This is a genomic window from Mycobacterium kyogaense (assembly GCF_036946525.1).
Lineage (GTDB): Bacteria > Actinomycetota > Actinomycetes > Mycobacteriales > Mycobacteriaceae > Mycobacterium > Mycobacterium kyogaense_A.
Genome location: NZ_JAQIIY010000019.1, coordinates 16,539 through 29,517, shown reverse-complemented (window position 1 = coordinate 29,517; position 12,979 = coordinate 16,539). Strand labels below are relative to the sequence as shown.

Annotated in this window: 16 protein-coding genes; 9 read left to right on the top strand and 7 right to left on the bottom strand. The window is 68.7% G+C overall.

What is annotated here, in order from left to right; all coding sequences use genetic code 11:
• Nucleotides 1-31 precede the first annotated feature (31 nt).
• The 4 genes from PGN37_RS16820 to PGN37_RS16805 all read left to right on the top strand — a co-directional run bounded on the left by PGN37_RS16820 (nt 32) and on the right by PGN37_RS16805 (nt 3,343).
• Nucleotides 32-1,288, top strand: a complete 1,257-nt coding sequence (locus PGN37_RS16820; RefSeq protein ID WP_335332141.1) for an oxygenase MpaB family protein — start codon at nt 32-34, stop codon at nt 1,286-1,288.
• A gap of 127 nt (nt 1,289-1,415) precedes the next feature.
• On the top strand, nt 1,416-1,850 hold the full coding sequence (locus PGN37_RS16815; protein WP_335332140.1) for a DoxX family protein: 435 nt from the start codon (nt 1,416-1,418) through the stop codon (nt 1,848-1,850).
• A 4-nt stretch (nt 1,851-1,854) separates the two neighbouring features.
• A complete protein-coding gene (locus PGN37_RS16810) occupies nt 1,855-2,925 on the top strand; it encodes an aldo/keto reductase (protein WP_335332139.1) in 1,071 nt (356 codons plus the stop codon).
• Between the two features lie 31 nt (nt 2,926-2,956).
• Entirely contained in the window at nt 2,957-3,343 is a 387-nt protein-coding gene (locus PGN37_RS16805; RefSeq protein WP_335332138.1) for a hypothetical protein, read from the top strand.
• Here PGN37_RS16805 and PGN37_RS16800 read toward each other — a convergent pair.
• Nucleotides 3,332-4,510, bottom strand: coding sequence for an FAD-dependent monooxygenase (locus tag PGN37_RS16800; protein WP_335332137.1), 1,179 nt, complete (start codon nt 4,508-4,510; stop codon nt 3,332-3,334). The two genes, PGN37_RS16805 and PGN37_RS16800, sit on opposite strands and share 12 nt — an antisense overlap.
• Between PGN37_RS16800 and PGN37_RS16795 the strand changes: the two genes are divergently transcribed.
• The gene (locus tag PGN37_RS16795; RefSeq protein ID WP_442932947.1) at nt 4,476-5,246 is read left to right on the top strand and encodes an STAS domain-containing protein; all 771 of its coding nucleotides are present in this window, start codon (nt 4,476-4,478) and stop codon (nt 5,244-5,246) included. The genes PGN37_RS16800 and PGN37_RS16795 overlap by 35 nt on opposite strands.
• Here the strand turns inward: PGN37_RS16795 and PGN37_RS16790 are convergent.
• The 3 genes from PGN37_RS16790 to PGN37_RS16780 all read right to left on the bottom strand — a co-directional run bounded on the left by PGN37_RS16790 (nt 5,243) and on the right by PGN37_RS16780 (nt 7,406).
• Nucleotides 5,243-6,085 carry a nitroreductase family protein gene (locus tag PGN37_RS16790; protein WP_335332136.1) on the bottom strand — a complete coding sequence of 281 codons (843 nt, stop codon included), beginning with the start codon at nt 6,083-6,085 and terminating at the stop codon, nt 5,243-5,245. The genes PGN37_RS16795 and PGN37_RS16790 overlap by 4 nt on opposite strands.
• A gap of 54 nt (nt 6,086-6,139) precedes the next feature.
• Nucleotides 6,140-7,123, bottom strand: a complete 984-nt coding sequence (locus tag PGN37_RS16785; protein WP_442932951.1) for a glycoside hydrolase family 6 protein — start codon at nt 7,121-7,123, stop codon at nt 6,140-6,142.
• A 79-nt stretch (nt 7,124-7,202) separates the two neighbouring features.
• Nucleotides 7,203-7,406, bottom strand: coding sequence for a zinc-ribbon domain-containing protein (locus PGN37_RS16780; RefSeq protein WP_335332265.1), 204 nt, complete (start codon nt 7,404-7,406; stop codon nt 7,203-7,205).
• An 86-nt stretch (nt 7,407-7,492) separates the two neighbouring features.
• Between PGN37_RS16780 and PGN37_RS16775 the strand changes: the two genes are divergently transcribed.
• Complete coding sequence (locus tag PGN37_RS16775; protein ID WP_335332264.1) at nt 7,493-8,236, top strand: SDR family oxidoreductase; 744 nt, start codon at nt 7,493-7,495, stop codon at nt 8,234-8,236.
• Between the two features lies 1 nt (nt 8,237).
• On the opposite strand, the gene PGN37_RS16770 is transcribed toward PGN37_RS16775, so the two are convergent.
• Entirely contained in the window at nt 8,238-8,753 is a 516-nt protein-coding gene (locus PGN37_RS16770; RefSeq protein ID WP_335332134.1) for a MarR family winged helix-turn-helix transcriptional regulator, read from the bottom strand.
• Between the two features lie 19 nt (nt 8,754-8,772).
• On the opposite strand from PGN37_RS16770, the gene PGN37_RS16765 reads away from it, so the two are divergent.
• Complete coding sequence (locus tag PGN37_RS16765; protein ID WP_335332133.1) at nt 8,773-9,804, top strand: fused (3R)-hydroxyacyl-ACP dehydratase subunits HadA/HadB; 1,032 nt, start codon at nt 8,773-8,775, stop codon at nt 9,802-9,804.
• Nucleotides 9,805-9,960: 156 nt separating this feature from the next.
• Nucleotides 9,961-10,905, top strand: coding sequence for an NADP-dependent oxidoreductase (locus PGN37_RS16760; protein WP_335332132.1), 945 nt, complete (start codon nt 9,961-9,963; stop codon nt 10,903-10,905).
• Nucleotides 10,906-10,926: 21 nt separating this feature from the next.
• On the opposite strand, the gene PGN37_RS16755 is transcribed toward PGN37_RS16760, so the two are convergent.
• Both PGN37_RS16755 and PGN37_RS16750 read right to left on the bottom strand, forming a co-directional pair.
• Nucleotides 10,927-11,415: a MarR family winged helix-turn-helix transcriptional regulator gene (locus PGN37_RS16755; protein WP_335332131.1), complete on the bottom strand. Its 489-nt coding sequence runs from the start codon at nt 11,413-11,415 to the stop codon at nt 10,927-10,929.
• Nucleotides 11,416-11,706: 291 nt separating this feature from the next.
• Nucleotides 11,707-12,282: a DedA family protein gene (locus tag PGN37_RS16750; protein WP_335332263.1), complete on the bottom strand. Its 576-nt coding sequence runs from the start codon at nt 12,280-12,282 to the stop codon at nt 11,707-11,709.
• A gap of 197 nt (nt 12,283-12,479) precedes the next feature.
• On the opposite strand from PGN37_RS16750, the gene PGN37_RS16745 reads away from it, so the two are divergent.
• Nucleotides 12,480-12,956, top strand: coding sequence for a hypothetical protein (locus PGN37_RS16745; RefSeq protein WP_335332130.1), 477 nt, complete (start codon nt 12,480-12,482; stop codon nt 12,954-12,956).
• The last annotated feature ends 23 nt before the right edge of the window (nt 12,957-12,979 follow it).

The window sequence follows — 12,979 nt, the reverse complement described above, 5'->3', positions numbered from 1 at the left end:
GCAGGCGGGGCAGCTGCGCTATGACAGAGCAATGCCCGAGACGGTTCGTCCACCGACGGCGCCCACGGCCTTCCGCTACCCCGGCGTGAGCGCCCGCCGCACGCGGCTGCGCAACGGCGTTCGGCGGCTGACGCGGGTCGACCCGTTTCCGAGTGACGCCGTGTCCCGGGCCTTCATGAATGGCCTCACCGAGGGTGATCCGGTGGCCGAGCGCTTCGTCGCCGAGACCTACCACGGCGAGCTGGGAGCACGCCGCGCACGCGATCTCGTGGAGCAGGCCCAGCGCGACGGCATCGATAGCGTCCCGGAGGCTCCGGAATCGATGCGGGCGCTGTTCGCCGAGTTCGAGCAGATGCCCGACTGGCTGGACCCCGAGCTGGTGGAGCAGGGCGCCGCGGTGTGGCGGCGGTGGGCGTATGCCCTTGGTGCGCTCGGCAACGCCGGCACCACCGACACCTACACCGAGGGCTGGCTCGCGGTCCCTCTGTCCCTGTCGGGCGGCTATGCCGGTCAGCGCGCGCTGCACCGTTACCTCGAGACGTCACGGTGGTGGATCGAGGTGTGCCGCCCCGGTGCGCTGCTGACGCCGGGCTCGCTCGGCCGGCAGATCTCGCTGCACGTGCGCATCATGCACGTCAGCGTCCGTGAGCGGGTGCGGCAGCACCCGGAGTGGGACGCTGCGCGATGGGGTCTGCCGATCAGCCAGTCAGCGATGCTGCTCACGCTGCTCGGCGGCAGCGTCGCGCCGGCGCTGGGGCTGTTCCTGCTCGGCCACCTCACGTCCCCCGCCGAGATGCGCGCGGTGCTGCACTTCAACCGGTACTGCGGTCACCTCGTCGGGGTGCGCTGCGACGGCTTCTTTCCCGAGACGGTGGCCGACGCGTGGCGCATCCTGCTGATGGCCGATTCGGCCCGCAGCCACGACAGTGGTTCCAGCGGAACCGAACTCGTCGAGTCATTCGTGCCGGCGTTCGCCCCGACCGCCGCGCACCGCGGGCTCGCCCGACTGCGCGCCGAGTACCACTACCGGGTGCAGGCAGGCTATCTCGGCCTGTACATGCTGCCGTGGAATCGCCGCCGCTACCGGTTGCCGTCGGCCATGCCCGGTGTCGCGCTCCTGCTCGCCCGGGCTCCGGCGATCGTCGCGCTGGAGATCGGCCGACGGACCTGTCCTCCGCTGGACCGGTGGTGGCAGCGGACGAACATGCACCGCTGGGAGCGGTGGTTGTCGTGGCAGTCGGCGGGCAAGGCGGCTCAGTTCGAGGCGGCGGTTCCGCTGCGCCGTTGAACGACATGCCGCCCGCGTGCGTATTTCCTGACGACACTCCTCGTCGCGAAAGGCAGCACGCATGTCCGTCCTCTCCACACGCCCCCTCTCCCTCGATCACGTGACCGCCACCCGAGCGTCGGGGGCTGTGGTCCTGATCCGCCTCTATGTCGGCCTGATCTTCGCCGGCGAAGGTGTGCTGAAATTCCTGCGCCCGGACGCGTTGGGCCCGGGCCGGTTCGACAAGGCGGGCATACCTCTGCCGGCAGCACTCGCCTACGCCGATGGCGTGGTCGAAATCGTCTGCGGTGCCGGCATTCTCGCGGGGCTAATGGTTCGGTTGGCGGTCATCCCGATGATCGTCGACATGATCGGCGCGCTGACGATCACCAAGGTGCCGCTGCTGTGGCGCGATGCCCCGCTCTATCCGTCCGAAGGCGGTGTCTGGGATTTCTTCCACGAAGGCCGCCTCGAGATCGCCATGCTCTGCGGCAGCATCTTCCTGTTGATCGTCGGCGCCGGCAGCGTGTCCCTGGACGCCCGCAAGGGACGCCGGACAGCTGACGCGCGCGGCCTACGATGAAGAGATGGCCGAGCAGTTCGCGATTCCCGATGTTCCGTTCACCCACGATCCCTGGGTGGCCTCGGCCCAGCGGTACAGCGAGATGCCCTACCGGAGGGTGGGGTCCTCGGGACTGCTGCTCCCGGCGATCTCGCTGGGTCTCTGGTACAACTTCGGCGACAACCGGCCGTTCGACACGCAGCGAGAAGTGTTGCGGCACGCCTTCGATCGCGGCATCACCCATTTCGACCTCGCCAACAATTACGGCCCGCCCTACGGTTCGGCGGAGGAGAACTTCGGCCGCATGCTGCGCCGGGACTTCAAGCCGTACCGCAACGAACTGCTGATCTCGACCAAGGCCGGCTGGGACATGTGGCCCGGCCCGTACGGTCAGCTCGGTGGTCGCACCTATGTGCTGAACAGTCTCGACGAGTCCCTCGATCGGCTCGGCCTGGACTACGTCGACATCTTCTACTCGCACCGCATCGATCCCCACACCCCGCTCGAGGAGACGATCGGCGCGCTGGACACCGCGGTGCGCACCGGCAAGACCCGCTACGTGGGCATCTCGTCGTACTCGCAGGCCAAAACGGCCGAAGCTGCCGCTATCGCACAGAGTCTGGGCACCCCGCTGGTGATCCATCAGCCCTCGTATTCACTTCTGAACCGGTGGATCGAGGACGGCCTCACCGCGGAGCTGAACACGGCGGGCATGGGCGCGATCGCGTTCACCGCCCTGGCGCAGGGCCTGTTGACCGATCGCTACCTGACGCAGCCCGCCGACGGGGTGGAGCGTGCTACCGCCCGGCCGACCTTCGACGACGAGCAGGTCACCGACGACGTGCTGGATCGGCTGCGAGGCCTCGCGGCCATCGCCGAACGTCGCGGCCAGTCGCTGGCCCAGCTGGCGCTGGCATGGGTTCTGCGCGAGCCGACGGTTGCCTCGACGCTGATCGGCGCGTCGAGCGTGGCTCAGCTGGACGAGAACCTGGGCGCCCTGACGAATCTGGACTTCACCGACGAGGAGCTCGCCGAGATCGACCGCTTCGCGATCGAGTCCGGCATCGACCTGTGGCGGGAGAGCTCCGACGTCTGAGCGGGTCTCGCTCGAGCGGCTGGGCGCCTGGGTGATCAAGGTCAACCCGCGCCTCACACCGGTCGAGCCCATGGTCTCGGCGGGGCACGCCGCGCCACAGTGGTGCGTGGCCGACAACTATCGGACGCGGTTGATGCAGCCGGGCCAGCGGGTGGCGCTGTGGGTGACGACGCGGCCGGACCGCGGCATCTGGGGGCTGGGCCGGATCACCGGGGACGTGGTGGTCGCCGACGGCCGGCACCGGGTGCCGGTGCACATCCCGCTGTTGTCGGCGCCGCTGACCGCCGCACGACTGCGGACAGTCCCGGAGTCGGCCGACCTGGAGGTGTTCCGCGTTCCGATGCAGTCGAATCCGTCGTGGGCAACGGCAGCCGAGATCGCGGCCATCGATGCACTGGTGCGGGATTCAGTCCAGTGACTGCTCGTCACCACCGATGCCGGCCATCCCCGACACAGCTCTGAACGCCCGGCCGAATGGGCCCGCGGCGATGCGACCGACGGTGTGCACGGCACCGACTCCGAAGCGCGATCGCGGATTGGCCAGCCGCAGCGTCCCCTCCCGCACGGTGGGTGCCGTCGCGACGAACGGCGCCATGACGTCCTGGTAGCGGCGCAGTGCGACGCGCGGGTCGTCACCGGTGGCGAGTTCGCGGGCCAGCAGGTAGCCCCCGATCAGGGCGAGGCTGGTACCTGCGCCACCGAACGTCGCGTTGCAGAAGGCGCTGTCGCCGAGCAGTCCGATGCGCCCCTTGCTCCAGACCGGCGGGTGCACCTGACCGACGGCGGAGAAGTACATCGGCGCACCGGCATCGAGCGCGTCGAGGATGCGCGGTGCGGCGCCGTCGACATCGGCGAACGTGCGGCGCAGCAGCGTGAGCAGGTCGCCCCTGCCGAGGTCCTCCAGCCCTCGCACGTCGGACATGAACGTCAGCATCCCGCGTGTGGTGCCGAGGTTGTCGGGCCGTAGGTGCACGCTGCGGGACTTGGTGGCGTGCTGCCATGTCCACCACCGCTCGTCGGAGTCGTCCCGGGGCAGCGTGGCGTAGGCGCAGTACATTCCCAGCGTGTGGACGTCGACGGGGGTGACGAAGCGGCGCGACCGCGAGTACAGACCCTCGGCGATGACCAGGACGTCGGCGTCCAGCGTCGAGCCGTCGCTCAACGCCACCGTCACCGCGTCACCGTGGTCGGTGACGTCGACGAGCTGGGTGTCGAACCGGTAGTCGGTCTGTCCTTCGGTGTGCTCGATGAGAATGCGCGAGAGTTCCCCGCGCAGGATCTCCAGTTCCGCAGTGGGGCCGTCGGAGTGGCCCCCGCTGCCGACGGGGAACGACGCCACGACCCGGCCGTCTCCGGTGACGAATCGGGTTCCGATCTCGGTGGTGTTGGCCGCGCGCACGTCGGCGTCGACACCCATCCGGCGGATGACGTCGCGGGCGGCGCCGCGGATGTCGACGTTCTGTCCCTCGTCGCGGCGCTGGGGGTAGCGCTCGAGAACGGTGGTGCGCCATCCGCGGGCGTTGAGCTGATGGGCCAGGGCGGGACCGGCGATGCCGGAGCCCGAGATGATCGCGTGTGAGGGCACGATCCATTGTGCCTGCGCCCACGAGACGACGGATTCCGTAGGTGCTCAGCCGCTGTTTGCCTCCTGCGTCAATATCCCGCGGGTGCGCGCTCCGCAGATGCGCTGCTGGCGAGGCATGCACGAAGAATGGAGACAGACCTTTCGCTCAAACGAAATCCGTACTATCTTGACTTTGGTTGAGCTTCCAGCCCGCGGCCTGTCCACGAGTTCAACCGATCCGAGGTTTCCCGCCATGACCGCCGTTGAGAAGCACCGTAGCTTTTCACTCCACCACAGCTCGGAGTACGAGCAACAGCGTTGTGGCTCAGCTGTTTTCGAGGCTCGACACTGCTCCTCCACCCGAGTTGCCATCGCGGTGATCGGCGCCATCGACGCGATGAACGGCCGCGAGTTCGGCCGTTATGTGCAGCGGCACACGCGAATATCCAAACAACTCGTGCTCGACTTGCGCGCAGTCGACTTCTTCGGCACGGCCGGTTTCACTGCGCTGTATTACATCAGCGTGCACTGCACCCGCAGCGATGTCGACTGGACCATCGTGGGTGGCGACCCGGTCCGCCGGATGCTGTCGATCTGCGATCCCGACGGCGAACTGCCGCAGGCCGTCGATCTGTCGTCCGCGCTGGCCCGCCTGGATCGGCTGGGGCACGGCCTCGCCCACGTCATCTGGACGGCGCAGTCGGGGTGGCACCGGCCACCGGGCCGTTCGGCGTCCCCGCAGCGGGTCCGCGGCTAAGCGCGGGCACCAGCCCACGTCGTCGTCTCGGCCAGAGGACGTCTGAGGGTGTCGGGAACGTCCGGCGCCTCAGCCGGTGGTGCACCGATGCGGATGAGCATCTGCGGGCGCCTGGTCCCGTCGAACACGTCGCACGCCAGCGCGACTCTGTCCCGCGCCGAGCGCAGCGGCTCGGTCACCAGGCACGAGGCCAGGCCCAGCGCCGTCGCCGACAGGAGGACGCGGCTGGCCGCCTCGCCCGCACGCAGCCGGGCCGCATCGCTGTCGTCCTCGGTGCCCAGCGCGAGCAGCACACCGTCGCCGACAGCAGCAGACGGCCCGCCGTCGCCGAAGTGCAGATGTACCTGACCGGTGTCGTCGCGGTGCCAGCGAGCGGTGGGGACCACCGCGAGATCCACACCGTGACGCGCGGCGCGCACCAACAGCGTTTCGATCGTCGTGTCAGGCAGCCTGGCAGAGCCGTAGTGGCGACGATCCGATCGGCGACGGTGGATGACGTCGGCGAGTTCGGCCGCGGCCGGCACCGGAGCCGATGCGATCATCTCGAAGGTCGCCAGCCGCCCGGGTTCGAGCGCGACGTCAGGGAACCGACGGATCCGGGTGGCCCAGCCGGCAGCGCGCAGCGCGATCGCGCAGTAATCGAGGACTGCGCCGCAAGCGAGCAGGACATCGCAGCGATCGAAGGGCGAGTCACCGAGCCCACGGGCCCAGTCGGCATCCAGATGCAGGCCGTCGGGGTCGACGTGCCAGTGCCACGGTTGCGTGTTCTGCCGGGACGGCGCCCATCCGGCCGCTTCCAGCACCCGTTCCAGCGTCGCGGTATCGGGTCCGCTCGCCACCGCCTGTCCTTCCGCCTGGGGTCGTGCGGAAGAAATCCTACGCGGCGGGCACTCTCACCAGCCGGCGTTGCGGGCCAGGTCGATGGCGTACTGATTGACGAATGTGCCGGCTCCCGGCTCTCCGTGACCGCACGAACCGTCGGACTCGCCGGGCCTCTTGACCCACAGGAAGGCGTCTACCTGGGGGTTGCCGGTGTTCGCGGTCGGCGCCACACCGAGGGCCCGCCCTTCGGGGTTGCACCAGTACAGCGGATCGCCCTCGACGGGTCCGGCACCGTTGCGGGAGGTGTCGATGACGAAGGGCTTGCCGCCGGTCATGCCGGAGATCGCCGAGCCGTAGCCGACCTCTTCATCGGTGGTGAAGAAGTTCGCGGTGTTGAGGCTGAAGCCGCGGGCCTTGGCGACGCCCACCTGGTTGAGCCGGTTGGCCATCTCCTCGGCGCTGACCCAGCGCGAGTGCCCGGCATCGACGTACACGGCAGTGCCGGGATTGCGGGTCAGTGTGTCGACGGCATAGGAGATCAGATCGAACCGCTCCTGGCGCTGATCACCCGAGAGACAGTCGGCCATCGCGAGGGCGTCGGGTTCGAGGATCACGGCGGCCGGGCCGCCGCCGATGGCGCCCGCGACTCCGTCGATCCAGTTGCGGTAGGCGCCCGCCGACCCGAAGCCGCCCGCGGCGAAGCTGCCGCAGTCGCGGTGCGGAATGCCGTAGAGGGCGAGGATCGGCATGGTCCCTGCCGCCTGCGCGGTCGCGATGTACTTCGCGTCCACCGCCGGGGTCGAGAGCTGGTCCATCCAGTACGCGGTCGGCGTGTTGACCACGCGGTCGAGCGTCGGATTGCCGGCACCGCGCGCCGCCCGGACGCCCTTGGAATCGGGGTTGACGTAGAACGGCAGGCCGGCCAGCGGGTTGCCGTCGGCGGCGAGCCGGATCGACGGCTGTGGGGCAGACGGGTGGGACACGAGGCCTGCGACGGTCAGAACCGCCAGGAGAGGAACGGTCCAGCGCGCGATGACGCGCGCAGCGCGGGAGATCACCCCGAGAAACATAGTGCCGGTCGCCGACGCTTGACCAATCCGAGATGCCAATCAGAGGGGCCGATCCGAAGCGATCTCACGCTGCGACGGCGGTTCCGCAGATTCCGCAGACCTCGAACTCCTGCCGCTTCCACCGCGCGACCGGGATGAAGAACAGGCTGAACTGGCGGAACTGCCGCATCCGCATCCACTGCGTGGTGTTGTGGCACCGAGGACAGGTCCGCACGCCTCCCACGCCCATGGGCTTGCGCTTGGTCCCGAATCCGAACAGCAAGAACAACACGTCACCACCGTAGCGACCATACCGGAATAGGTGACATGTCACGCATGTTGTACGGCGCGTTCACCGCGACGAAGGGAAACATCATGGGACAGCTGGATGGCAAGACCGCATTGGTCACCGGCGGGACATCGGGGATCGGGCTGGCCGCCGCACAGCGGCTGGCCGCCGAGGGCGCGCACGTCGTGATCACCGGCCGGCGGCAGGACGCCCTCGACGCGGCGGTCGCGTCGATCGGTGCCGACGCCACGGGGGTGCGCAGCGATGTGTCGAAGCCCGAGGAACTCGACGCGGTCGTGGACGCGATCACGCAACACGGCACGGGGCTCGACATCGTGTTCGCCAACGCCGGCGGCGGCGAGTTCGCTGCACTGGGTGACATCACCGTCGAGCACTTCACCACCACGTTCACCACCAACGTCGGCGGCACGCTGTTCACCGTGCAGAAGGTGCTGCCGCTGCTCAATCGCGGAGCCTCGATCATCCTGGCGGGCTCCACCGCGGCGTCCAACGGCACGCCGTCCTTCAGTGTGTATGCGGCGACGAAGGCCGCGATCCGCTCGTTCGGCCGCACCTGGGCCGCGGAGTTGGCGACCAGTGGCATCCGGGTCAACACGATCGTCCCGGGGCCGGTGGAGACGCCCGGACTCGTCGGACTCGCTCCCGGCAACGAGCAAGGGCTGCTCGACGAGATGGCGGCGGACGTGCCGTTGGGTCGCGTCGGCCGACCGGACGAGATCGCCGCAGCGGTGTTGTTCCTGGCCTCGGATCAGAGCAGCTTCATGACGGGCTCGGAGGTGTTCGTCGACGGCGGTGCAGAACAGGTCTGAGCTATCCGGCCGGTGGGCCGAACTCAGGCGGGGGCAGCGACCCCTTCCGCAGCAGCGAGTCGTAGACCGTGGTCAGGACGTCGGCCAGTGCCGTCTCCTGGCCGCGGTCCGTGTCGGAGAAGACGGTCTCGCGCACCCAGGCCGCGTGCAGCGGGGCTGCCGCCCGGAACCTGCGGGCGCCGTCGTCGGTGAGCGTGATGTCGGCGGCTCGGCCGTCAGCAGCCGATTGCAGCCGGTCGATCAGCCCGCGCGTGGCCATCCGCTTCAGGTGGTGTGAGAGCCGGCTGCGCTCCCACCCGATGACGGTGGCCAAGCTGGACAGTTGGGCACGGCGCCCCGGTGCGTTGTCCAGCGCGTTGAGGACCGTGTAGTCCGCGAGCGACAGGCCGCAGTCACGCTGCAGATGCCGATTCATCTCGTACTCCAGTCGGTGGTACACCCGCATGTAGCTGATCCACGCCCGCTGCTGGGAGGCGGTGAGCCCGTCGCGCGCCGCCCTCGCCGACCGTTCTGCCATGCCGATTAGTGTGCAATCCATGACTGCCGCAGCAGGAACGTCGCCCTTGGAAGCCCGTGTCGGGCACTACTACCAGATGGACGGCACGTACCTGGTCGGCCGCGAGAAGCTCCGCGAGTACGCCCGCGCCGTGCAGGACTATCACCCCGCGCACTGGGACGTCGACGCCGCCGCCGCGCTGGGCTACTCGGATCTGATCGCCCCGCTGACCTTCACCTCGGCACCGGGTATGCAGTGCAATCGCCGGATGTTCGAGGAGGTCGTGGTCGGCTACGACACCTACATGCAGACCGAGGAGGTCTTCGAGCAACACCGCCCGATCGTGGCCGGTGACGAGCTGAAGATCGACGTCGAGCTGACCTCGGTTCGCCGCATCGCCGGACGCGACCTGATCACGGTCACCAACACGTTCACCGATGCTGCGGGCGAGCGCGTGCACACGCTGCACACCACGGTGGTCGGCGTGACGGCCGAGGACATCGGCGCGGACGTCAAGACCGCGGTGCAGAAGGCGATGATGCACGACATGAACATCCTCGACATCGGGGGATCGCCGGAGAGCTACGAGAAGACCGTGCGGCCCGATGGCGACGTCCGCCTCTCCGATGGTGGCTCGACCCGGACGCCAGGCTCGCGGGCGTTCGAGGACGTGTCCGCGGGCGAGGAGATCGCGCTGCACCACACCCGGCTGTCGCGGGGTGACCTGGTCAACTACGCCGGCGTGGCCGGCGACGCCAATCCGATCCACTGGGACGAGGACATCGCCAAGCTCGCCGGGCTGCCCGATGTGATCGCCCACGGCATGTTGACGATGGGGCTGGGCGCCGGGTTCGCATCGACGTGGACGGGAGATCCCGGTGCGGCACTGCGGTTCGCGGTGCGGTTGTCTTCACCCGCGATCGTCTCGGCGAAGGAAGGCGCCGACGTCGAGTTCAGCGGCAAGGTCAAGTCCGTGGATCCCGAGACGCGGTCAGGTGTCCTGATCGTCGGCGCGAAGTCGGCGGGCAAGAAGATCTTCGGCCTGGCCACCCTCGCCGTCCGCTTCGCCTGACTCACCAGGGCTGCGGCCCAACGACACTCGGCTCGGATCTTCGCCGGATGCCGGCAGCCTGACGATCCCGACCCACCCGTGGGAATGCTTCGACAGTGAAGCGAGTTACTCCTCCTAGTTGCTTCGAATTCGAAGCACTTTATCGAGGAGGACATCATGAAGGCAGTGCGATTCCACCAGTACGGCGGCAGTGAGGTGCTGCGTTACGAAGACGCGCCACGCCCGGTGCCGGGCCCACAGCAGGTGGTGGTCGAGGTTGCGGCGACGTCGTTCAACCCGGTCGACGCCGGTATCCGCGGCGGCTACCTGGCCGAGGTCTACCAGGTCCGGTTCCCCCACATCCCGGGTGTCGACGTGGCCGGCACGATCGCAGAGATCGGTGACGGCGTGACCGGATGGAACGTGGGCGACCCTGTGGTCGCGTTCCTGCCCCTGGACGCCGATGGCGCGGCCGCCGAGTACGCCCTGGTGCCTGCCGACGCGTTGGCCGCGGCGCCCACGTCGGTGCCCCTCGCCGACGCCGCAGCCCTGCCCGAGCCCGCGCTGACGGCCTGGCAGGCCCTGTTCGAGATCGCCGGACTCACGGCCGGGCAGCGTGTGCTGATCAATGGAGCGTCCGGGGCCGTCGGCGGCTATGCCGTTCAGCTCGCTGCGCGGGCCGGCGCCCACGTCACCGCGACGGCCAGAGAGCGCGATGCGCAGCGGCTGAGCGATCTCGGCGCCGATCGCACCGTGGCCTACATCGACTACGACCGGTCGCCGATCAGCGTCGAGGGCGCACCGTTCGACGTGGTGCTCAACCTGGTGTCCACCACGGACGAGCAGACCGAGGAACTCCTCACGCTGCTGACCGACGGCGGTTTCCACGTCGGCACCATGGTGTTCGGACCGCAGAACCCGCCGCGGGGCATCCGCACGCAGCGTGTGTTCGTTCGCAGCGATGCCGGTCAGCTGGCCGCGCTCGTGGACCGCGTCGACGACGGCCAGCTGCGCATCGAGATCGCCGACCGCCGTCGTCTCGATCAGGCCGCGGCCGTGCACGACGATTCCGACAGCGGCCGTCTGCACGGCAAGACTCTCCTGATCCCCGTCCGGTCCTGACGCCCGTCGGCCGCCCCCCAGTCAGTCGGCGCGGCGCTTACGGGGGGCGGCCGAGCGCGGTGGGCGGGCGCGCATGTGGTCGCGGGCCCTGCTCATCATGTCCCCGAGTGCGCGCACGTCGCGGGGGGACAGCGCGTCGAAGAGCAGTTCCTGCACCACGCGGATGTGTCCCGGCAACACGGTCGCGACTCGCTCGCGGCCTTGCTCGGTGATGTCGACGACGGTGGCGCGCTGATCGTCGGGGGACGCAGTGCGAGTGATCAGGCCCTGCTTCTCCAGCAAGCCGGCCTGATGGGTCAATCCCGATCGGCTGTAGACTACGCCGTCGGCGAGATCGGTCATCGTGAGCGGCCGATCGCTGTCCGAGAGCTTGGCGAGGATCTCGAATTGCACGTAACTCAGGCCACCGTCGTCCTGCAGCTGTTGTCGCACCGAGTACTGGAGCAGGCTGACGGCCTCCATCAGGGCGAAGTACGCCCGCAGCTGAGTCGGGTTCAAGGAATCGGCCACGGCCCGACCTTAGTGCTTCGATGTCGAAGTGCTGCGAACTGAATCCCCGCCGGCAAGCATCGACCGTTGGCCCACCGTAAGCGACTCTGTCGGCGGATGGTGAGACTGGCTACCTTGTCGCCGACACTGTCGCTCGGGCTGGGCCGCTGGGCAGGAACCCCGCGATCATGTCGCGGGACTGGCAGCCGGATCCGAAAGCTCCGACGCAACGGCGACGATGAGAGACGCCTTCTCGAACGAGCGGATCTGGTCCTCGGTGACGTCACCTCAAGATCGCGGCCGCGGCGCACCTCAAGGCTGCGAGCGACGCGCCCGGCGGGTCATGACGAATCGCGCCAGCCACAGCACCACGGCGCCGATCACGAGGTACTGCAGCACGGCGGTGTAGGGGTCGATGGCGTGCCAGTTCGCCCCCAGCAGGTAGCCGGCGCCGATCAGCGCGCTGTTCCACACCAGGCTGCCCAGCAGCGTCAGCACCGTGAACAGCGCGACGTTCATGCGTTCTGCACCTGCGGGGATCGAGATGAAGCTGCGGAACAGCGGAATCATGCGGCCGAACAGCACCGCCTTGGCTCCGTGCCTGGCGAACCACGCCGTCGTCTTGTCGACGTCCTCGGCGTCCACCAGGGGCATCCGCAGGATCAGTGCACGCATCCGGTCGTGTCCGAGCCACGCGCCCAGGGCGTAGAGCAGCCATGCGCCGACGAGGGAACCCGCGGTGGCGCCGGCGATCGCCTCGGCCAGGGAGAGGTCACCGAGACGGGCGGCGAAGCCCGCCATCGGCAGGATCACCTCACTCGGCACGGGCGGGAAGAGGTTCTCGGCCGCGATGGCGATGCCCGCGCCGAGTCCTCCCCACCGCTCCATCAGCTCGACCGTCCAGCCGGCAAAACCATCCACAGCGGTCGCGGATTGTGTCGACAACGGGGGCGCCTTTCGTGAGGGGATCACCCGCGAGGGTACCGACGCGCGCCGCGACCACCCTTCCTGTGTCGTTGCTGTGAGCGTGCGTCACAAACAGTTAGCCCGGGTAACCTTCTCGGTGGAACGTGAGGAGTGACACCGTGGGACTCGGCCTGTGGGGTGATCTGGCGGCATTGGCCGCAGTCGCCGAAATCGTGTTTGCTACATGCGTTTTCGTGTACATCGGCCGCCTGGAACGGCGGACGTCGCATCCGTTGGGCGACACCGTCGGCGCGCACAAGGACGTCCTGGCGAAGCTTCGCAAACGGCAGCCGCTGACGCGTGACGAAGCCCACTATGCAGCTGAGTTGATCGACGACGCCCGCTCCCCGCTCGCGTACGCCATTCCTGCGGCACTGTTCACCCTCGGCTTCTTCTATGTCGTGGGGTGCCTCTTCGTCTTGCACCTCGACGGAGGCCACCCGTCGTTCCGCACGTTCATCGGCGGTATCCCGATGCTGACGTCGATGAACATGGCCAATCAGCTGCGGCGCGTCGCGGCGCTGAAGGGCAACCTGCGCGACGCCGAGGTGCTCGACACCGAGCCGATCGAACAGCGCGAACCCGCGCACGTCTAGGCCCCGGCTGGCGCGCTCACGGC

What these genes read in the sequence shown, in the direction of transcription:
- PGN37_RS16820 (WP_335332141.1), top strand. Translation starts at nt 32, where the DNA reads ATGCCCGAGACGGTTCGTCCACCGACGGCGCCCACGGCCTTCCGCTAC.
- PGN37_RS16810 (WP_335332139.1), top strand. Translation starts at nt 1,855, where the DNA reads ATGGCCGAGCAGTTCGCGATTCCCGATGTTCCGTTCACCCACGATCCC.
- PGN37_RS16795 (WP_442932947.1), top strand. Translation starts at nt 4,476, where the DNA reads ATGCCGGAGCCCGAGATGATCGCGTGTGAGGGCACGATCCATTGTGCC.
- PGN37_RS16775 (WP_335332264.1), top strand. Translation starts at nt 7,493, where the DNA reads ATGGGACAGCTGGATGGCAAGACCGCATTGGTCACCGGCGGGACATCG.
- PGN37_RS16770 (WP_335332134.1), bottom strand. Translation starts at nt 8,753, where the DNA reads ATGGCAGAACGGTCGGCGAGGGCGGCGCGCGACGGGCTCACCGCCTCC.
- PGN37_RS16765 (WP_335332133.1), top strand. Translation starts at nt 8,773, where the DNA reads ATGACTGCCGCAGCAGGAACGTCGCCCTTGGAAGCCCGTGTCGGGCAC.
- PGN37_RS16760 (WP_335332132.1), top strand. Translation starts at nt 9,961, where the DNA reads ATGAAGGCAGTGCGATTCCACCAGTACGGCGGCAGTGAGGTGCTGCGT.
- PGN37_RS16750 (WP_335332263.1), bottom strand. Translation starts at nt 12,282, where the DNA reads ATGGAGCGGTGGGGAGGACTCGGCGCGGGCATCGCCATCGCGGCCGAG.